At 57.6% G+C, this 18,428-nt stretch carries 17 protein-coding genes and 1 pseudogene; 14 read left to right on the top strand and 4 right to left on the bottom strand.

From position 1 onward, the window contains the following. Positions 1-33 precede the first annotated feature (33 nt). Positions 34-2,070 carry an NADH:flavin oxidoreductase gene (locus EOS_RS17315; protein WP_047847883.1) on the top strand — a complete coding sequence of 679 codons (2,037 nt, stop codon included), beginning with the start codon at positions 34-36 and terminating at the stop codon, positions 2,068-2,070. On the opposite strand, the gene EOS_RS17310 is transcribed toward EOS_RS17315, so the two are convergent. Further along, a complete protein-coding gene (locus tag EOS_RS17310) occupies positions 2,057-2,923 on the bottom strand; it encodes a cytochrome c oxidase assembly protein (RefSeq protein WP_047847882.1) in 867 nt (288 codons plus the stop codon). The genes EOS_RS17315 and EOS_RS17310 overlap by 14 nt on opposite strands. Before the next feature lie 171 nt (positions 2,924-3,094). Further along, complete coding sequence (locus EOS_RS17305) at positions 3,095-3,922, bottom strand: EamA family transporter (protein WP_407639152.1); 828 nt, start codon at positions 3,920-3,922, stop codon at positions 3,095-3,097. A 1,021-nt stretch (positions 3,923-4,943) separates the two neighbouring features. Between EOS_RS17305 and EOS_RS17300 the strand changes: the two genes are divergently transcribed. Both EOS_RS17300 and EOS_RS49270 read left to right on the top strand, forming a co-directional pair. Further along, positions 4,944-6,866 carry a C1 family peptidase gene (locus EOS_RS17300; RefSeq protein WP_053063922.1) on the top strand — a complete coding sequence of 641 codons (1,923 nt, stop codon included), beginning with the start codon at positions 4,944-4,946 and terminating at the stop codon, positions 6,864-6,866. A gap of 14 nt (positions 6,867-6,880) precedes the next feature. Further along, complete coding sequence (locus tag EOS_RS49270) at positions 6,881-7,189, top strand: protease inhibitor I42 family protein (protein WP_160312508.1); 309 nt, start codon at positions 6,881-6,883, stop codon at positions 7,187-7,189. A 460-nt stretch (positions 7,190-7,649) separates the two neighbouring features. Here EOS_RS49270 and EOS_RS17295 read toward each other — a convergent pair whose 3' ends face one another. Next, positions 7,650-7,988 carry a DMT family transporter gene (locus EOS_RS17295; RefSeq protein WP_047847880.1) on the bottom strand — a complete coding sequence of 113 codons (339 nt, stop codon included), beginning with the start codon at positions 7,986-7,988 and terminating at the stop codon, positions 7,650-7,652. A gap of 231 nt (positions 7,989-8,219) precedes the next feature. On the opposite strand from EOS_RS17295, the gene EOS_RS17290 reads away from it, so the two are divergent. Beyond that, the gene (locus tag EOS_RS17290; protein ID WP_047847910.1) at positions 8,220-8,642 is read left to right on the top strand and encodes an ACT domain-containing protein; all 423 of its coding nucleotides are present in this window, start codon (positions 8,220-8,222) and stop codon (positions 8,640-8,642) included. A gap of 518 nt (positions 8,643-9,160) precedes the next feature. Further along, entirely contained in the window at positions 9,161-10,288 is a 1,128-nt protein-coding gene (locus tag EOS_RS17285; RefSeq protein WP_047847879.1) for a flavin-containing monooxygenase, read from the top strand. A gap of 357 nt (positions 10,289-10,645) precedes the next feature. On the opposite strand, the pseudogene EOS_RS17280 reads toward EOS_RS17285, so the two are convergent. Further along, positions 10,646-11,011, bottom strand: a pseudogene (locus tag EOS_RS17280) (IS110 family transposase); the annotation flags it as partial. 360 nt (positions 11,012-11,371) lie between these two features. Here EOS_RS17280 and EOS_RS17275 point away from each other — a divergent pair. The 9 genes from EOS_RS17275 to EOS_RS17235 all read left to right on the top strand — a co-directional run bounded on the left by EOS_RS17275 (position 11,372) and on the right by EOS_RS17235 (position 18,383). Continuing rightward, the gene (locus EOS_RS17275; RefSeq protein WP_047847878.1) at positions 11,372-12,193 is read left to right on the top strand and encodes a transporter substrate-binding domain-containing protein; all 822 of its coding nucleotides are present in this window, start codon (positions 11,372-11,374) and stop codon (positions 12,191-12,193) included. A 47-nt stretch (positions 12,194-12,240) separates the two neighbouring features. Next, complete coding sequence (locus EOS_RS17270) at positions 12,241-12,903, top strand: amino acid ABC transporter permease (RefSeq protein ID WP_047847877.1); 663 nt, start codon at positions 12,241-12,243, stop codon at positions 12,901-12,903. A gap of 3 nt (positions 12,904-12,906) precedes the next feature. Then, entirely contained in the window at positions 12,907-13,563 is a 657-nt protein-coding gene (locus EOS_RS17265) for an amino acid ABC transporter permease (protein ID WP_047847876.1), read from the top strand. Then, a complete protein-coding gene (locus EOS_RS17260; protein ID WP_047847875.1) occupies positions 13,560-14,288 on the top strand; it encodes an amino acid ABC transporter ATP-binding protein in 729 nt (242 codons plus the stop codon). The genes EOS_RS17265 and EOS_RS17260 overlap by 4 nt, the downstream gene beginning before the upstream one ends. A gap of 93 nt (positions 14,289-14,381) precedes the next feature. Further along, positions 14,382-15,143, top strand: coding sequence for an SDR family NAD(P)-dependent oxidoreductase (locus tag EOS_RS17255; protein WP_047847874.1), 762 nt, complete (start codon positions 14,382-14,384; stop codon positions 15,141-15,143). Positions 15,144-15,330: 187 nt separating this feature from the next. Then, positions 15,331-15,840, top strand: a complete 510-nt coding sequence (locus tag EOS_RS17250) for a flavin reductase family protein (RefSeq protein ID WP_047847873.1) — start codon at positions 15,331-15,333, stop codon at positions 15,838-15,840. A 102-nt stretch (positions 15,841-15,942) separates the two neighbouring features. Next, the gene (locus EOS_RS17245; protein ID WP_047847872.1) at positions 15,943-17,043 is read left to right on the top strand and encodes an LLM class flavin-dependent oxidoreductase; all 1,101 of its coding nucleotides are present in this window, start codon (positions 15,943-15,945) and stop codon (positions 17,041-17,043) included. A 72-nt stretch (positions 17,044-17,115) separates the two neighbouring features. Further along, the gene (locus EOS_RS17240) at positions 17,116-17,880 is read left to right on the top strand and encodes an SDR family NAD(P)-dependent oxidoreductase (RefSeq protein WP_047847871.1); all 765 of its coding nucleotides are present in this window, start codon (positions 17,116-17,118) and stop codon (positions 17,878-17,880) included. 80 nt (positions 17,881-17,960) lie between these two features. Then, on the top strand, positions 17,961-18,383 hold the full coding sequence (locus EOS_RS17235) for a Rid family hydrolase (RefSeq protein ID WP_047847870.1): 423 nt from the start codon (positions 17,961-17,963) through the stop codon (positions 18,381-18,383). Positions 18,384-18,428 lie beyond the last annotated feature (45 nt).

Here is an 18,428-nt window from a genome sequence, read left to right as displayed (position 1 = left end):
CGACTGTCCCTAACAATGTCTGAAGGCACTGCCATGACGAATGATCCGCTTCTGCAACCCTATCGACTCAAGCACCTGACTTTGCGTAACCGGATCATGACGACATCTCATGAGCCGGCCTACGCAGAAGATGGATTGCCCAAGGAGCGCTATCGCGCGTATCACGTCGAGCGCGCCAAGGCAGGCATTGCGTTGACCATGACGGCAGGATCGGCGGCGGTATCGCGCGACAGCCCTCCGGTATTCAATAACGTCCTGGCCTACAAGGACGAGGTCGTGCCCTGGATGAAGGAACTGGTCGACGAATGCCATGAGCACGGCGCGGCCGTGATGATTCAGTTGACTCATCTAGGCAGGCGCACCCGATGGGACAAAGGCGACTGGTTACCTGCGATTTCACCGTCGCATAACCGCGAACCGTCGCACCGGGCCTTTCCGAAGAAGCTCGAAGACTGGGACATCGAGCGCATCATCCGGGACTATGCAGACGCGGCGGAACGGATGATGGCTGCCGGGCTCGATGGACTCGAGCTCGAAGCCTACGGTCATTTGATGGATCAGTTCTGGTCGCCTTTGACCAACACGCTGGATGCACCATATGGCGGTTCTATCGATAACCGCCTTCGATTCACGTTCGAGGTACTCACGGCAATTCGCAAGCGTGTGGGCGCGAATTTTCTGGTCGGCGTGCGATACACGGCCGACGAGATGATCGAAGGCGGCTTGACGAAACAGGATGGCCTGCAGATTTCACGGAAGCTAAAGGAAAGCGGCCTGGTCGATTTTCTCAACGTGATTCGCGGTCATCTGGATACGGACGCGGGACTCACCGACGTCATTCCGATTCAGGGCATGAAGAGTTCGCCGCATCTGGATTTTGCGGGGGAGATTCGCGAAACAACCGCTTTCCCGACCTTCCATGCAGCCCGAATTTCCGATGTCCCGACCGCAAGGCACGCGATCGCGTCGGGAAAAATCGACATGGTGGGTATGACTCGCGCTCATATGACGGATCCGCATATCGTCCGGAAGATCATCGAAAAACGCGAGGACGATATTCGTCCATGCGTCGGGGCGAATTACTGCCTTGACCGCATCTATCAAGGCGGCGCTGCCTTCTGCATTCACAACGCGGCGACCGGGCGTGAGCTCACCATGCCTCACCATATTGCGCGCGCCGACGTCCGGCGAAAGGTGGTGATCATCGGGGCAGGGCCGGCAGGACTCGAGGCCGCTCGCGTGGCCGGTGAGCGTGGACATGATGTGGTCGTCCATGAGGCGGCGCATTATCCCGGAGGTCAGATCCGGCTGACGGCGCAAAGCCCGCGACGCAAGGAAATGATCGGCATCATCGACTGGCGCATGGCTCAGTGCGAGCGTCATGGCGTGCAGTTTAAATTCGACTCGTGGGCCGAATCCGATGCCGTTCTTGCGGAGAACCCAGACGTTGTGATCGTTGCGACCGGCGGTCTGCCGCACACGGACGTACTAAGCGCGGGTAACGATCCTGTCGTGTCGGCGTGGGACATTATTTCAGGCGATGTCAAACCCGGATCGAACGTCCTGCTCTTCGATGACGCCGGTGACCATTCCGCCCTTCAGGCAGCAGAGGTGATCGCTCAAGCCGGTGGCAAGCTCGAGATCATGACGCCGGACAGATCCTTCTCGCCTGAAGTGATGAGCATGAACCTGGTGCCGTACATGCGCTCGCTACAGAAGCTCGATGTCACGTTCACGGTTACCTATCGGCTCGAGGCGGTTTATCGAGAGGGGAGTGAATTGGTGGCGGTCGTGGGAAGCGACTATGGTGGCATTCGAAAAGAGCAACGCTATGACCAGGTCGTGGTGAATCACGGCACCATCCCCATGGATGACCTCTATTTTGACCTGAAGCCGCTATCGAGCAACCTGGGTGCAGTCGATTACGATCAGCTCATTGAGGGCAGAGTACAGACGCGCAGTTCAAATGCCGAGGGTAAGTTTCAGTTATTCAGAATTGGCGATGCTGTCTCTGCTCGCAATACGCACGCGGCTATCTACGATGCGCTGCGGCTGGTTAAAGATCTCTAAGGACCGGCTTCACCCCGCGTTTCGCAGGCCTTGATTTGGGCGGCACTCGCGCAGGGAGTTCGGACAGGCGCATCAGGTGGCGCAAGGCCATCATTGCGCCAATGGCTTCAAGTACACCGGCAGGCACCCACATGATCAGGCCGCCCAGGCTCTGGTCGAGCGCGGGCGGAACCGATGTGAACGCACGGCCGCAAAGCGTAAAAACCGGATACAGGTCGTGCGACGAGAACGTGATGATCGCGCCGACCAGGATCTGGGGCGTCATCGTGATGACAGGCGACAGAACCCGCAAGCCCGGCCGGGTACGGCTTGGCGGATGGGGCCGATGATCGAGCAGCATCCACCAATACAGCAGGCCGCTCACCGCGACTGACCAGTTCATGAAGGTATAGATACGCCAGTCCAGCATCGCAACGAACTGTACGGATGGAATCAGCCAGAAGACAACCGAGATGACGAAGGTCGCGGAGATGAAGGTGGGGTTGAGCACGACCGCGGCTACGATGCGCACTGGCCGGCGATGTTGCCAACGCCGCAGTGCACTGCGCCATCGCAACGGCAAGCCGGCTCGAAGCGCGCTACCTGGATAGGCGGACATCAGGATCAGCGGAGCTAGATGGTGTAGCACCAGATGCTGTAGCCGATGTACAAAGAACTCGTGCTCGGCGTAATAGTCGAACCGTGTGTGAAGCGCTATGTAAAAGAGCGCAAGGCCGACCCAAAACGCTGCACGTCGGGCAACGCTGATATGAACACGGCGCGACCCTCGTGCAAACAGCACCGCCGCAACAATGAAAACTGCCACGAGCCCGAAAGAAGGCTCCCATGGGACGAGCAGGCTGAGCAGAGACATGGCAGGTTAGAGAGTGTGAGAGAGGCTTGACGCGTGCGCGTTCCCGCCTCGGCGACTCGCATGTTAGCAGTTGGCTGGACAGATTGCTGGCGGGCAAAGCGGGGTTTGTGAGCCCGCGGCAATCGCATGTTTTACGATTACCTTCCTTGCGACGGTTTGCCGCAATCCTGCTCAGGGTGCTAACACCACCACCCCGATGCTTGCACACACGACGAGAAACATGCCGGCTAACTGCATCGCGGTCATCGGCTGATGCAGCACGATGAAGCCGGCGAGCGCACCGATCGCTGGTTCGACGCTCATCAGAATACCAAACGAGGAGGCCGGCATATGCCGTAGCGCGACCATCTCGAGCGCGTACGGCAGCAATGGCACGAGCAGTGCAAGACCGGCGGTCGCACCCACCTGAGCGAAGGGTATGTGGCCACCGCTTTGCAGCAAGCCGAAGGGCATGGCGGCGATGGCGGCCGCGATCAGCGAGACGGACAAACCTTCAAGGCCGCTGAACATCGCGCCGGTCTTTTTCATCAGCACGATATAGATGCCCCAGCCCGTTGCCGCGCCAACTGCGAGCAGGACGCCGAGCGGCTCCCCGACCCAGCCCGCTCGATCCCGCGAAAGCAACAGCACACCCGCTAAGGCGAGCAGCGGCCAGATCAGTGCCCGCATGCGGCGCACACCGATGGTGGCAACCGTGAGCGGTCCGAGAAAGTCGATAGCCACCGCCAGTCCCAGTGGTATGCGCTGGATGGCGAGGAAGAAGCATAGGGTCATGCCAGCCATCGCGACACCCAGTGAACCTGCTGCAAACCAGTGCGAGCGTGAGTAGGTGTGAATCTTCGGGCGGACGATCAGAGCGAGCACGATCGCCGCCCAGGAGAGCCGGATCCACGTCGTGCTGAACGAGCCAAAGGTGTTCATTGTCGGCGCAGAAAGCGCCGCGCCGAACTGCACGCTTGACATCGACAATACGCATAACAGGGCCGCGTTTCCTGCCATGCGGGTGGGCTTACGTCCGGTCGGCGAGGCACTGGATCGCAGCGCGGAGCCAGGAGGCGGAGGCTCGGCCAGTGTCGTTTTTTTCATCGGGTCTCCTCGTGTTTTTTCTCGCGCAAAAGCCTGCCGCTGGCTTACGAAACGCCGACATCGCTTGGGGCTTTTAAGAACAGATTATTCTGACGGGGAAGAATCTTGTTTGACATGTACAGCGTGGTCGTGCCTACCAGCACAGTTGTCTTGACCTAATTGATTGAGGTCTGTACCGGTCACCCGCGCGGCTACTTCAATTTCTTTACGGAGCGCCCACAGGTATTCGAAGGCGCCTACGTCCTGTCCAAGGAAAAATTGTCCGCGCACATATAAACGGCGCCGGACTGGCACGGACATTTTCTCTGGCGAACACTCGCCGCGTTACACGTGAATTTCCTGATGCACTCACCCCAAGAAATTCGTGCGGGATTTCAAATGAACGACTCACGAGTGGGCAGGCAATCGTGCCAAAAACAGCACTAAGCGCAATAATTTTAAATGTCACGAAAAGGTCACGTGAAGACCCAATGTCAGCTTGACAAGCCAGCATATATTTTTTGTAACTTTACCGTTCGCCTTTAAAAATTGACCTATAAGTTAACCCGTTAAGAGTCTCTTTGCATATCCGCCCGGCAGTGTCGCACTCTGGTTCAGCTAGTGACTAAGCGAGAGGGAGCAAGCATTGCGCTGAACACGCCGACATAAACCTTCCCTGCGCGTCCAAAACGCCGTCCACAGTGCGTTCGTGGCGATTGTCTTTCGAACTCGTCGGCACTCCACTGCCGCAACGGCCACCGATGATTCGGTCGCTTTAGTTCATGTTTGCGTTCCGAGCGATGGAAATGATCACGGATTCAATAGATAGATAACCTGTTTCCTGAACGTTTGTAGATCAAGAAATGATAATTATATTATTAGCACACCTACTAATTTGTAAAGCAATAAACAGATGCGTTAAGGGAGAAATTCGCACTATAGCCAAGGAGGATACATGCCGAACCAATTCACTGCCGGTACGCTGCGCGATCACATTGGGGGGGTAGCGCTGCCATGGAGCGCCGACCCCAAGTTAGCGGACAACGCGCCAATTGCTACCCATTCGCTTGGCGGCGACACGAAAAATCTGCGCCGCGCCACAGACGTTCCCGTCCTTGATCTGAAGCAGATTTTGTTGCCCGCCCCGAACAATTTTATCGTTACACGTCGCAAGGAACTTGGCCTCGTCGTCGCCCCAGCTTTTATACGGTCGCCGATCCTGGGCCCGCTTCAGATTGCGCTTGATGCAGCGATCAGTCCGGGCGCCGCCGCGCCAGCTGCCGGTGCGGGTGTCGCGACCGCTGTTGACTGGCGCGTTCGTTGGGGATGGCCCTGGATCACGACCGTGCAGGACCAGGATGGCTGCGAATCCTGCTGGGCCTTCTGCGCCACTGCCGTTGTCGAGAGCATGGCGCGCATTGAACATTTCGTCTGGAGCAAACGGTCGGAGGGAGACGTTCACGATGGCATGGGATTCAAATGCGCGAACGGTGGTGACCCCGCTGCGGCGCTCAACTGGATCGCCTCGAACGGAATCTGCGACCCCGCATGCTACCCGTGGCGCACAAACGATCCGCCTTACACGCCGACGGCCGATCGCAGTGGACGAACCGTCAAGATCTCTCCTCACGTGGAACTCGGCAGTATCGACGACCAGAAGAAATGGCTCGATGCCGTAGGTCCGCTTGGCGTCACTTTCTCCGTCTACCACGACTTCGATGGTTACGCGACGGGGGTATATATCAAGGGGCCCACCAGCCCCACCAACTACTTCCGCGGCACCCACTGCGTGTGCATCGTAGGCTATGACGATACCAAACAGGCATGGCTGATAAAAAACTCGTGGGGGACAAGTTGGGGCATGAGCGGATACTGCTGGATCGGATATGGTCAGGCCGACATCGATAGTTGGGCAAAACTGGGCGTTCAAGGAACGAATACTGATCCGTGGACAAAACGGAGAGTGCATAACGGATCCATGATCGAAAGCGGCGACGGTGCGGCCCACGACAATTTCGAATTACTCGCTGCTTCTCCTGGCGGCCAGGTCGTGCACTACTGGCGCGATGGGGTTGCTCTCACGTGGAATACAGCGGGACTCATCGGCGCCAACGATGCTGCGGTCTGCCCCACGCTCACCGGTACTACTTATAATCGCAACTTCGAATGCGTGTATCTGACCACGGGCAAACGCCTGCATCATTTCTACTTCGACCAGAGCGGCCAGAAGTGGACCGACGGCGGCGTGTTCGGACCGACGGACGCGGACGGAGTCCCTGGTTTCATCCAGGGAAACTACGGCGCTCCGGGTAATTTCGAGGTCGTAGTGCATACCGCCGATGGCAAGCTGAACCACTGGTGGCGCCTCAACGGTCCGCCTTGGACCTGGAATGACGGTGGCCGGTTTGGGAGCAATATTGCCTTGAGCGGCGCTTCGCTGATTCAGTCTCACTACGGAAGCCAAGGTAATCTGGAACTCGTTGCTGTGCTCAACAGCGGCCAGATGCAGCATTGGTGGCGCGACGACGATAGTGGCAACATCTGGAAACCGGGATTGATATTCGGATCCGGAATTGTCAGCCCTCCCTGCATGATCGAAGGCCAGTACGGAGCGTCGGACGAGAATCATATTGGCAATTTCGAATTATGCGTTGCTGCCGGCGGCCAGGTGCAGCATTGGTGGCGTGATAATCAAGGTGACATGCAGTGGCGGACAAGCGCGACCTTCGGCTCTAATGTTCAGGCCGTGACAGCACTGATCGAGGGATCCTATGGCTTTGACCTGGAAGTGGTTGCCTTGCGCACTGATGGCCAGTTGCAGCACTTCTGGCGCGATGGCGCTGGCTGGCATACCGGGCCTGTCATAGGGGCAGCATAGGGGAGGGGCAAGCCGTGCCTACAGAGATCGTACTTCGACCAGGGGAGACCTATGCCCTTCCTTTGCAAGGCAGGGGATCATCCGGCTATACCTGGTCGTACACAGTCTCGGGCGATCGCAATGCGGTGGAGGTTCGAATCGAGGGTCTGAGTGAGCCTCCTCGTCTATCAGACGATCGTCCTGCTGCAGGAAGCGTGCAAGAACAACTGGTCGTGACGGCCGTCTCGCCGGGAAAAGTCAACATCGAGTTGGCACAGCGGCGCTCCTGGGAAAAAGACAAGCCTCCGCTTGCGGCACTAATTTTGGTGGTCCGAGTGCAGTAGGTGTATTTAGCTTGTCCTGACGGACTACGTCAAGAATAGGGATGGAGGTGATTAAGCGTCACAATGAGCATGGCGATGGCCGCCAGAGAAGTTCGACCCGAGTGATCTCTATACCTGGAGCAAGTAAAAGTCGGTTTTGCAGAAATCGTAGACATGTCATTTGCTTACAAACGTCAACTCGACTATCCACAACAAGCGGCAGTGTCGCAGTCACACTATCCTAACTCGACACGGCACGCATCCTTGGCCTGTACTCGGTCATGACCATGGCGATAATGATCAGGACTGCTATGAAAAGATTGATGACGCTCAGGCGATCACTGCCCAAAAGGTAACCGAACAATCCGCCAAAAGCCGGCTCAAGGACGAGGATGAATGCATGCCCAGGCTCGAGGATCGTTTGATGTGATACCGCTCGAAGGCGGTACGCTTTTCTGTCTCGCAGTCGAACCGATAATCCCTATGGAGGGCTTTCGCTAAGGCTGAGCACAATCAGGCTAACGACGGCCAAGGCTAGACCCAGTAGCTTGAGGGCGGTGACGGATTCGCCAAACCACGCGATGCCGGCAAGAGCGGTCAGGGCTGTGCTAGCTCCGGCCCACACGGCGTAGGCCATGCCGATCTCGATATGTTTGGTCGAGATCGCCATGAGCCACACTGCGCCCGTATAGCAAGTAATGGTGAAGGCAGCCGGAAGGAGGTGAGTGAAGCCAGCGGAGATTTTGAGGCCGATGGTGCCGAGTACTTCAGCGGCAACACTGACGCCGAGAAGAATCCATGCGATTTGAATCGCGGGCATACAAATCCTCGCTACCTCAACGTTTATACCGAACGTTGAGAAGAGGATGACAGCGGTACCCCGGATGCCATTAAGTTAATACAGGAGACTGAGGATCGCAAGGGGTTCGCTATCTGTATTCGTCATGTCATATGTTTCATGGGTGTGTGTCGCTTACGCTGCCGGCCTTGCTCGCGTGCCGTTGGTGGAGTAGATTTTCATTGGAAGATGCATCAGGCGGGAGGGACTGCCATGGAACTGAGCGTAGAACGCGTCGATGTTTGGGCAGCTACCATCGAGGACAAACCGGGCGGGCTTGCGCGAGTATTAAGCGCTTTGCGGGATGCTGGCGCAGACTTGCAGTTCGTCGTCGCACGTCGCACGCCGGAAGCATCGGGCAAGGGGGTCGTGTTTGTCGCACCGCTGCATGGGGACAAGGAGATCCATGCAGCGACACAGGTGGGGTTCAATGTCACCCCGAGCCTTCACTCCGTCCGTGTAATGGGTCTGGACCAGTTGGGGATCATCGCGCAATTGAGCCAGATGTTGGCAGACGGGGGGATCAACCTCCGCGGCGTTTCCGCGGCTGTACTTGGCACACAGTTCATTGCTTATCTCGCGATTGACTCGCTGGACGATGCCGAAAAGGCGATGGACATTCTACAGAGGGCTTGAACGTCCCATCCCGGACTGAAAGGTCGATTTTCCTGCCTATGGTGTGGCAACAGCGTGCGGCGACTTTTTCAACAGCATCACTCTCGCCGCGGCACTCGCCGGCTCGCCCCGGCCAACAATAAGAGCCGCCGCTCAACGGTACGCTGGTCGCGTCGCAGGATGTGCAAGCTTCGCTGGCAGCCAAGACCGGGAAGACGGCGGCATTTGCTGATCCAGCGCGATCACGCCCGCAGCTCGGCGACCGCCGACCTTAAATAAAGCTTGAGGCACAGGGAGAGCGATTCGACGCCGCCATCGTCATCGATGCGTCGCGCTTCAACAATGCGATGCGCCCTCGGATGGTAGTCCTCCGTTCATCAGCACGGGAACCAGGGTTTCAGCATCGATAGTGCCGCCCGACACATGCTCGCGACGAGCGGCGACGCGGGTTGGATGCCGTCCACCACCTGGTCGACATCTTCGCATCTGGGATAGGGAGAGCCCACTGCATTGCGAAAATCCGTTTCATGAGAGCGCACATGAACAACCCGATAGATACGCTCGTGGTAGGTGCTGGGCCCGCAGGCCTCGCGGTTGCCGCGTGTCTGAAGAAGAGGGGAGTGACCTTTGTCATCGTGGATCGGGCGGACGCGGTCGGTTCGAGCTGGCGGCGTCACTATGACCGCTTGCATCTTCACACTGGCCGAGACCATTCGGCCCTGCCTTACCTTCCGTTTCCCGCTGGAACGCCGCGTTACCCGTCGCGCCAACAGGTGGTCGAGTATCTTGAGCAGTATGCCCAGTATTTTGAGCTCGCGCCGCATCTAGGCCAGGAGGTCCTGACTGTACGGCCCGGTAACGGTGGATGGATTACGACGACTACGATCAGTACCTACCACTCACGGAGCGTGGTTGTGGCCACCGGTTACAACTGCGTCCCCTACGTGCCGCGGTGGCCCGGCCAAGAGCGCTTTGGCGGCCTCATCATACACAGTAGCGAGTACCGCAATGGCGAGCCGTTTCGCGGCCAGAGCGTTCTCGTGATCGGCTTTGGCAACAGCGGCGGAGAGATTGCAATCGATCTGCACGAACACGGAGCGCAAGTGACAATGGCGGTGCGCGGCCCGGTAAACATCATCCCTCGCGAGATCCTCGGCCTACCCGTACTCGTCATGTCCATTGCGTTGAGCCGCTTCCCCGCCCGGTTCGTCGATGCGCTAGCTGCGCCACTCGTGCGGCTCTCAGTCGGAGACATTACCAAGCTCGGCTTCCGCAAGCTTCCAATGGGTCCCGTCGCGCAGATCAAGACGAAGGCGCGAATCCCGCTCATCGACGTTGGCACGGTCAAGCTGGTCCGTGCAGGCCGCATTGAGGTGCTCGGAGGCGTATGCGAGATGAGTAAGACCGACGTGATATTCGATGACGGACGTTCGCGGTGCTTTGATGCAATCGTCGTCGCAACGGGTTTCCGTCCACGAGTCGACTGTTTTCTGGCACAGCAGAGCAGTGTCCTCGAGGCCGGGCAACTGAGAGCAGCGGGGACAGAAGCCGGACTACACTACTGTGGCTTTATCGTCTCGCCGACGGGAATGCTGCGCGAAATCGGAATCGAAGCGCGACGGATCGCAGAAGACATCGCGAGCGTCCCGCGTTATCCAGTGATCTGATGGTCCGATGGTGATCATCCCGGTAAGCGCCTCGATGGACCCCGGCAGTCTGAAGAACCGGCATCCAGCATGGACCGAAAACAGCCTTGCTACGACATTTCTTATATGGTCGCCTCCCATTTGCAAGGAGATATTGTGTTTGGCGAGGAGGGTGATTGCGGACTTATATCCGGACTCGATCGCGGAACATACCCGCCGGCCCCGATGGATTTCGCCGCAAGGATCCTAATCTACTTTTAACGGACTCGAAGTCCGAGAAATGTCCCAGGTTTATCCTTGCGCGGTCCAACCTGTCTTGCCACCGCTCAATATCACCAATGCAACCGTGAGTGGATTTGTACGTGATCCAACGAAGTGTCAGGCCGGTAGGGGCGCTGGAATTTGATAGCGTCGACCGTACGCGAGCAATGCCCAGATAGTTCGTGCGAGCTTGTTAGCCAATGCAACGGCCACGACATTGGTAGGGCGTCGAACCAGCATGTTTCGTAGCCGCTCAGGCAAATGTTTCGCACTCGAGATGACCGCTCGTGCGCCGTGAATGAGCAGCGTACGCAGGTACACATCGCCGCGTTTGCTAATGCTGCCAAGCTTTACTTTGCCACCCGAGCTGTTCTGTCGCGGCACCAGTCCAAGATAAGCCGCAAATTCGCGACCTGACCTGAATGCCTGCGCGTTGCCGATAACCGCCACTGCAGCCGTGGCGGTCAGCAGACCGACGCCTGGGGATCTCGGAAATGCGGCGGGGAAACGATCTATGAACATTAACCTGCTCCAGTGCCGGCTTCGGTAGGGTTTTTGTTCAGTTGACAATTGTAGATAATCTACTTAATTTAGTGTCACTGCGCAACTTCTCCGATGTCCCTGAAACGGGGAAGTTGACAGGCGTCGGGGTGCGTCGAAGATGCGAACTGAGCGTTACCGTGGGGTCGCATTGCGTTTACCGCGTGCAGATAGCCAACGGTTGGTGGTGGCAAAGCAGCAAGAAAGAGAGCGCAGTATCAGGCACGCGCTTCACCTCCCGGAATCAATCCAGTAAACAGTACCGCGAAGAATCGCGGCCTGTTTTTTAGCAAAGGACAGGACATGTCAAAGGTTAATGTGTTGGTACGCGCCATGATGGCGGCCGCCCTTGCGGTGGCCATGATACCGAGCTACGGATCAACGCTCGACTCTGTTATCCAGTCGAAGAAGCTGCGCTGCGGTGTCATGCTGGATTCGCCGCCTGCCGGTTTTCGGACGCCGGATAACAAGCCGGACGGCTTTGATGTGGCGTATTGCCAGGATATGGCACAGGCACTCGGCGCACAGGCGGAGATCGTCGAAACGCCATCTCCCGACCGTATTCCCGCGCTGGTGTCGAATCGTATTGACGTCCTGGTGGCCTCGACGACGAACACAGCACAACGCGGAATTTCTGTGGCGTTCAGTCAACCGTATATCAACTACCTTACCGTTGTGCTTACCCGAAAAGGCACGAACATCCAGTCGTCCGGCAGTATGAAGGGACATCCGCTAGGAGGCGTCAACGGCACGTCAACGGAGCAGTTCATCAATAAGTCCATTGCACAGTGGAAGGATCCAAAGACGACCTATACGGGTTTCGGCTCGGATACCGAAGCATATCTCGCCCTTCAGCAGGGGAAGGTCGACGCAATCCTGGTGTCGGCGTCCACCGCCAACCTGCTGGTCAAGAGTGGCAAATTCCCGACGTTCGTCATTGGCGCGACAGCCGACTTGGCTGATATGGACTCGATTGCGGTAAAGCGGGACGACTACCAGTTTCTGCAGTGGGTGAAGCTGTTCATCTGGAATCAGGTCTCATCGGGCAGGTATAAGGAGCTTTATAACAAGTACATTGCACCGGGCGAGCCGGCGCCGCTCAGCCTTAAGAGTGTCGATTACTGAGCTAGCGATACAAACGCCATCAGGATCACGCCTTATTGGGAGTACATGTGTTTGGTTATACCTTTTACTGGTCTCTAGTGTGGGATGCATGGCCCCAACTGATGGCCGGGGCGTGGCTGACGATCGAGATCACGTGTCTCTCAGTGCTGTTTGGAACATTGCTGGCAATGCCGTTGTCGATCGCAAGACAAAACGCACGGGGAGTCGCCCGCGCGTTTTCAGCATCATGGATCGAGGTGGCGAGAAATACGCCGACGCTGTTTCAGGTGTACATGATGTACTTCGGTGCCGGTGCGCTCGGCATCAACATCTCGAGCTTCTCTTCGGTGCTCATCGCACTGACATTCAACAACGCGGGCTACCTCGCAGAGATTTTTCGCGGGGGCCTGACCGCTGTTCCTCCTCAGCAGCTAAGGGCGGCTCGGTCACTGGGCATGAGTCAGTGGCAGGCATACCGGACAGTGATATTTCCGCAGGTTTTCCGGCACGTGATCCTGCCATTCACCAACCAGGCGGTATGGGCACTGTTGAATTCGTCATTGGGAATGCTCATTGGTCTGAGGGAGCTGAGCGGTGCCGCTAATGCCGCACAATCGGTTTCGTTCCGCAGCTTCGAATTCTTCATCGTGACTGCTGCAATCTATTACGTGCTTGCGAAGGCCACCGAGTTCGGATTAAGGCTTGTGTTTCGTCGTGCGTTGAGGACATAACATATGCAGTTTGTATTAATCGACCAAGGTTTTCATTGGAGCGACGCGCAGTTCCTACTCGTCGGAGCGGTCCATACCCTGATGGTTTCCATTCTTGCGGGGGCAATCGGGACGATCGGAGGAATCATGCTCGGATGGCTTCGACACGCATCGTCGGGAGTCCGGATCGTCACGGCGCCATACGTCGATATCACGCGCAGCGTTCCGCTGATCATCCAGCTGATTCTAGTCAACAGTGCGCTTTCGATGTCGGGAACCGGCTTCAGCACTTTCTGGTTGAGCATCATTGTCCTGAGCTCGTCCATGACCGTGGTTACGTCCGAAGTGGTCCGAGGCGCGCTGTCAACGGTACCCTACGCCTATATCCGTGCGGCACGCTCGTTAGGCATCGGGTATTTTCAGACGCTCGTCCATATTTCCGCGCCGCTGGCGTTTCGCACGGGTCTCAGTGCGTGGATCGGGCTTCTGCTCGGCTTGACGAGAGATACCGCGCTCGTGAGCGTCGTCGGATACGTGGAGTTCATGAAATCGGCACAGATTCTCATATCTCGTACCAACGAGACCCTGCCGCTTCTGCTCGGCGTCGGGCTGTTCTATTTCGTGATCTGTTATCCCGTCTCGCGCTACAGCGCTCATTTGCAAAAAGGCCTCGCATCATGATCGAAATCCGTTCGGTCCACAAGAAGTTCGGAGACGTCGAAATCCTCAAAGGGATTGATCTGGACGTGAATAAAGGGGAACTGCTGTGCTTGCTGGGGGCCAGTGGGTCCGGGAAGTCGACGCTGCTCCAGTGTATCAACGGGCTTGAGCCGATTCAGGGTGGATCCATCCTTGTCGACGGTATCGACGTTCACGCAAGAGACACCAACGTGAACCGGCTACGGCAGAAGCTTGGGATCGTATTCCAGCAATACAACGCTTTTCCGCACCTCACGGCTCTCGAAAATGTCGCACTCGCGCTCCGGCTGGTTGCAAAACATAACCGCACTGATGCCAGCGTGATTGCGAAGAAGCACTTGGCGCATGTGGGTCTCGGCGACAAGGAGAACCTGTTCCCGTCCCGCCTGTCGGGTGGCCAGCAGCAACGTCTCGCTATTGCCCGCGCGCTTGCCATGGAACCTACCTACATGCTGTTCGATGAGGTCACCTCGGCACTCGATCCTGAACTGGTGGGAGAGGTACTCGACACGATGCGCCTGCTGAAATCGGAGGGAATGACGATGGTCGTAGTGACGCACGACATTTCATTCGCGCGCCAGTCAGGAGACCGCGTCGCCTTCCTCCATTCGGGGCGTGTTTGCGAAATCGGGACGGTGGCGGAGGTCCTTGAGAATCCCCGCGACGAGAGAACGCAGCGTTTCCTTCAGCGAGAATATAGAGCCTGAGCAGAGCCTGAAAGACAGGCAATAAATCGTAGCGGCTGGCGCGCCAGTTGCGTGCTCGCTGAGCAACATCCACTTGAATAAGCAAGGACTCCCATGATTTCGTTTGACCTCAAAAATCGCGCAGCACTGGTTACGGGCGCGGCGTCGGGTATCGGCCTGGAAACTGCAAAGCTTCTCGCGCGCTCCGGGGCCGCGGTGGCGGTCAACTTCCTTCCAGACGATCCGCGTGGTCCGGAAGCCGTGCAGGGCATCCTGGCCGCAGGGGGCACCGCGATCGCGGCGCCTGGTGACGTTGGCAAAGCAGAAAGCGTCGAGGCGATGGTCAAAAAGGCCGTCGAGGAGCTGGGACGTCTTGATCTGCTGGTTAATAACGCGGGGGCACCCGGACTCACGAAGCCGATTCCGGTTACTGATCTCGACTCTATCAGCGAAGATCTCTGGTCGTTCATCATGAACACCAACCTCATGAGCGTGTTTCGGTGCTCAAAATTCGCTGCCGCAGCGCTGACTGAGGCGAAGGGCGCGATCGTGAACACAGCATCGATCGCAGGCTTCGGGTCAGTGAGCAGCAGTATCTGTTACAGCGCGTCGAAGGCTGGGGTGATCAATCTCACCAAAAATCTTTCCCGTGCACTCGCTCCGAACGTTCGCGTGAATGCCGTGGCGCCGGGCGTGGTGGAAAGCTCATGGGGGATAGGCTGGACGGAAGAGCATAGAAGTGAATCAATCGAAAAGACGCCTCTCAAGCGCTGGGCAACGCCGGGCGACGTGGCGGAAACCATCGCCTACCTGGGGTTCGGTGCGCGGATGATGACCGGTCAGACGGTGATTATCGACGGCGGCATTACCCTCTGATATTCAAAGCGCTTGCCGGGCCACCGGCATTGGCCGTTGCGTTAGCAGGGCGGCGGGAGGTGGCTGCGTAGGGAGATAAAGGGCTTGCCCATAGGTCTGAAAGTATTGGCGAACTCGGAAATTTCATTTGACGGATTGTAGATAATCTGCAATATTTAAGCATGTTCACACTCTATCGAGACAGGCCATGAGTACCGTCGATCTTCACAGCGACTTCCGTCAATGCATGCGCAGGCTGGCTGCGAGCGTCAGCGTGATCAGTTGCGTACGCGAAGGAGTTTGGTTTGGCATGGCCGCCACTGCCGTCACATCCTTGTCGGTCGAACCATGCTCGATGGTCATATGCATGAATGCATCTTCGTCCGTGATTGGACCGCTGCTGGCTGAGGGGCGGTTCTACGTCAACGTGCTGAAGCAATCCCATGTGGAAGTCTCGAGCGCGTTCGGAGGAAAGTTCAAGGGCGAGCAGAGGTTCTGTGCGGGCAACTGGAAAGGCGACGAGAAGGGAATTCCCTACCTGACCGACGCGCAGGCCAATCTGCGATGCCGTGTCGGACACACGGTCCAGTACGGCACACACGTGGTCGTGATCGGCGAGGTTGAAGATGTCCGGTTCGCGGAAGAGGTTAGTCCCCTCATTTACCAAAATGGAGCGTATGCCGCTACGGCGGCGCTTCCTGCGCTAGCGAATGTGTGATGGGTTCTGCATCGGCGCCTTCCCACGGTGGATTGTCTTAAGCGATGCGCGAAGGCTGCTGAACAGTAGCTGTATTGATTGGAACGTAATCTGGAGAATTTGATGGAATTAGGAATTTTCAGTCTCATGACGCTGCGTGATCATCCCGAGGGAGCCGCTGGTGTGATGGGCGACACCAAGGCGATGGTCCAGGCTGCGGAAAATCTGGGCTTCGATATTGCATGGTTTGCGGAGCACCACTTCTGCAATTACTCGATGTGTGCGTCGCCGTTAATGATGGCCTCGTACGCGTCGGGTTGGACGAAGCGCATCAAACTCGGCACCGGGGTCATCGTACTGCCGTTGTACAACCCGGTGCGTGTTGCCCAGGAAATCGCGCTGCTTGATATCCAGTCGGAAGGGCGCGCCGTGATCGGTGTGGGTACGGGTTACCAGCAGTTCGAATTCGAGCGATTTCGCCTGCCCATCGAAGAAAAGATCGAGATGTTCCTTGAGTACTGGAACGTCGTTGAAAGCGTGCTGCTCCACGGGGAGGTCGAGTTCGAGGGTAAGTACATCAAGGTGCCGAAATCGACGTTCGCAGTCAGGACGCTGCAAAACCCGATGCCTCCGGTGTACGTGACAACGAGCCAGGTTCCGTTGCTCAAGCGTATCCAGCACAGCAACGCTACGCCGTTTCTCGCGGCCAGTACGCTCGGATCGCAGGTCCTGTACAAGATGGTCGATCAGCTCGAGGAGAACTGGCAATCAATCGGTGTCGATCCCAAAACGAAACCCCTCGGGATCATGCAGTACGTGCATGTCACCGACAGCCGTGCGGAGGCCCTCGAGGCAGGTGAGCGGGCGCGCTATGTTGGGCGCATGGCTCACCACCTCCGATTTAACGACCTTCCCATGGATGGCAGCTTCATTCGTGACGAGCCGTTCAAAGGGGAGCAGACGATCGAGCAATACGCGGCCAATACGGTTGTTGGCGATGTTGAAGAAGTGGCCGCGCGGATCATCAAGGATCTGCGCCGGCTGAATCCGACGCACTATGCGTGCAATTTTCAGTTCGGATGCATGCCGCTCAACCGGGCACGACGTTCGATGGAGCGGTTCGTCTCTGAAGTCTTGCCGCTGGTGGAAAAGGAAATGGGTCCGATCGGAAATGTCGGGCGGGAACGGCTTGCCGGTCAGGCAATCACCGAGGCTCGCTGTTGAGCGTGTTGATGTCAGCGTAGGGAAGATGCCGGCGTTGTACGCGCCGTTGTAAATGGTAGCGGAGGAATCGTGATGAAATTTGCACAGTACCCCAGCCTGGAGAATCGCCACGTGCTGGTCACCGGTGGCGGCAGCGGAATCGGCGCCTCGCACGTCGAGCAGTTCTACCGTCAGGGCGCCCGGGTTGTCTTTATCGAACGCGACGAAGCGGCGGCGCGTTCGCTTCTCGACAAGCTGGACGAGCAGGGGCGCACGAAGCCCGTTTTCCTCCACGCAGACCTGCGCAACATAGAAGTCATCCGGGCTGTTATTGCGGACCACTGCGCGGCGTATGGCGATATCGATGTGCTGGTCAACAACGCGGCGCATGACGAACGGCATGAACTGGATAGTGTTTCGGTCGAGTACTGGGACGAGCGCATTGCGCTGAACCTGAGGCACCTGTTCTTCTGCACGCAGTCGGTCGTGCCTGGCATGGTTCGACGTGGAGGAGGATCCGTCATCAATGTCGGCTCCTTCAGCTGGCGGGTGGGGCTTGGCGGAATGCCGATCTATACCGCGGCCAAGGCCGGCATCGAGGGATTGACCCGCGGTCTGGCGCGAGACCTCGGCCAGCAGGGAATCCGTGTCAACACGCTTGTGCCGGGCTGGGTCATGACGAAGCGACAGCTCGAACTTTGGGTAACGGAAGAAGGCAAGGCCGAGATCCAGCGCCGCCAGTGTCTCAAGGAACTGGTCATGCCGGACGACATCGCACGCATGGCACTCTGGTTGGCATCGGATGACAGCCGCATGTGCACCTCACAGAGCTTCGTGGTGGACGGCGGCTGGAGCTGACATGGCGTTGTCGACTCCCTTGCCTTCGTAGGAATTGTTCGGCATTCTAATCATTTTTGTGAAATCAAGGAAAAAGAAAGATGGCGCAGATTACTAAAGTCAAATCTGGCAGCATTCTTGAAGACCGTGAAAGCTATTCGAGAGTGGTCGCAGTGGACAACTGGATCTTCATGTCGCTGACCGCCGGGCGGGACTACAAGACGCGCAAGATGCCGGAGACAGCAGTGGGGCAGGCCGAGCAGGCTTTCAGGAATGTGGAGGGTGCACTGGCCTCTGTGGGTGCAACGCTTGGGGACGTGGTGCGCTCCCGCGTGTTTATCCCCCGTCAATCCGACGTGGTCGACGTGATGGGTTTCATCGGTGAGCGCTTCCGGGGTATCGATCCGGCAAGCTGCGTCACCTGCTCGCCGCTGGGCGGCCCGGAATATCTGTTCGAGATCGAAATCACGGCGTACCGGGGCGCAGGTGAGCAGGAACAGAAGCGGCTGACCATCTCGCTCTGACCATACGGGCGATGGGGGCGCGAGATGCGGATGTTGACAGTCCGG

The sequence above is a fragment of the Caballeronia mineralivorans PML1(12) genome (genome assembly GCF_001028175.1).
Classification (GTDB): domain Bacteria; phylum Pseudomonadota; class Gammaproteobacteria; order Burkholderiales; family Burkholderiaceae; genus Caballeronia; species Caballeronia mineralivorans.
This window is presented reverse-complemented; position numbering and strand designations above follow the sequence as displayed.

Excerpts from the sequence above, each read along its gene's own strand:
- EOS_RS17315 (WP_047847883.1), top strand. The coding sequence starts at position 34 with ATGACGAATGATCCGCTTCTGCAACCCTATCGACTCAAGCACCTGACT.
- EOS_RS17310 (WP_047847882.1), bottom strand. The coding sequence starts at position 2,923 with ATGTCTCTGCTCAGCCTGCTCGTCCCATGGGAGCCTTCTTTCGGGCTC.
- EOS_RS17305 (WP_407639152.1), bottom strand. The coding sequence starts at position 3,922 with ATGGCAGGAAACGCGGCCCTGTTATGCGTATTGTCGATGTCAAGCGTG.
- EOS_RS17300 (WP_053063922.1), top strand. The coding sequence starts at position 4,944 with ATGCCGAACCAATTCACTGCCGGTACGCTGCGCGATCACATTGGGGGG.
- EOS_RS17295 (WP_047847880.1), bottom strand. The coding sequence starts at position 7,988 with ATGCCCGCGATTCAAATCGCATGGATTCTTCTCGGCGTCAGTGTTGCC.
- EOS_RS17290 (WP_047847910.1), top strand. The coding sequence starts at position 8,220 with ATGGAACTGAGCGTAGAACGCGTCGATGTTTGGGCAGCTACCATCGAG.
- EOS_RS17285 (WP_047847879.1), top strand. The coding sequence starts at position 9,161 with ATGAACAACCCGATAGATACGCTCGTGGTAGGTGCTGGGCCCGCAGGC.
- EOS_RS17275 (WP_047847878.1), top strand. The coding sequence starts at position 11,372 with ATGTCAAAGGTTAATGTGTTGGTACGCGCCATGATGGCGGCCGCCCTT.
- EOS_RS17265 (WP_047847876.1), top strand. The coding sequence starts at position 12,907 with ATGCAGTTTGTATTAATCGACCAAGGTTTTCATTGGAGCGACGCGCAG.
- EOS_RS17260 (WP_047847875.1), top strand. The coding sequence starts at position 13,560 with ATGATCGAAATCCGTTCGGTCCACAAGAAGTTCGGAGACGTCGAAATC.
- EOS_RS17255 (WP_047847874.1), top strand. The coding sequence starts at position 14,382 with ATGATTTCGTTTGACCTCAAAAATCGCGCAGCACTGGTTACGGGCGCG.
- EOS_RS17250 (WP_047847873.1), top strand. The coding sequence starts at position 15,331 with ATGAGTACCGTCGATCTTCACAGCGACTTCCGTCAATGCATGCGCAGG.
- EOS_RS17245 (WP_047847872.1), top strand. The coding sequence starts at position 15,943 with ATGGAATTAGGAATTTTCAGTCTCATGACGCTGCGTGATCATCCCGAG.
- EOS_RS17240 (WP_047847871.1), top strand. The coding sequence starts at position 17,116 with ATGAAATTTGCACAGTACCCCAGCCTGGAGAATCGCCACGTGCTGGTC.
- EOS_RS17235 (WP_047847870.1), top strand. The coding sequence starts at position 17,961 with ATGGCGCAGATTACTAAAGTCAAATCTGGCAGCATTCTTGAAGACCGT.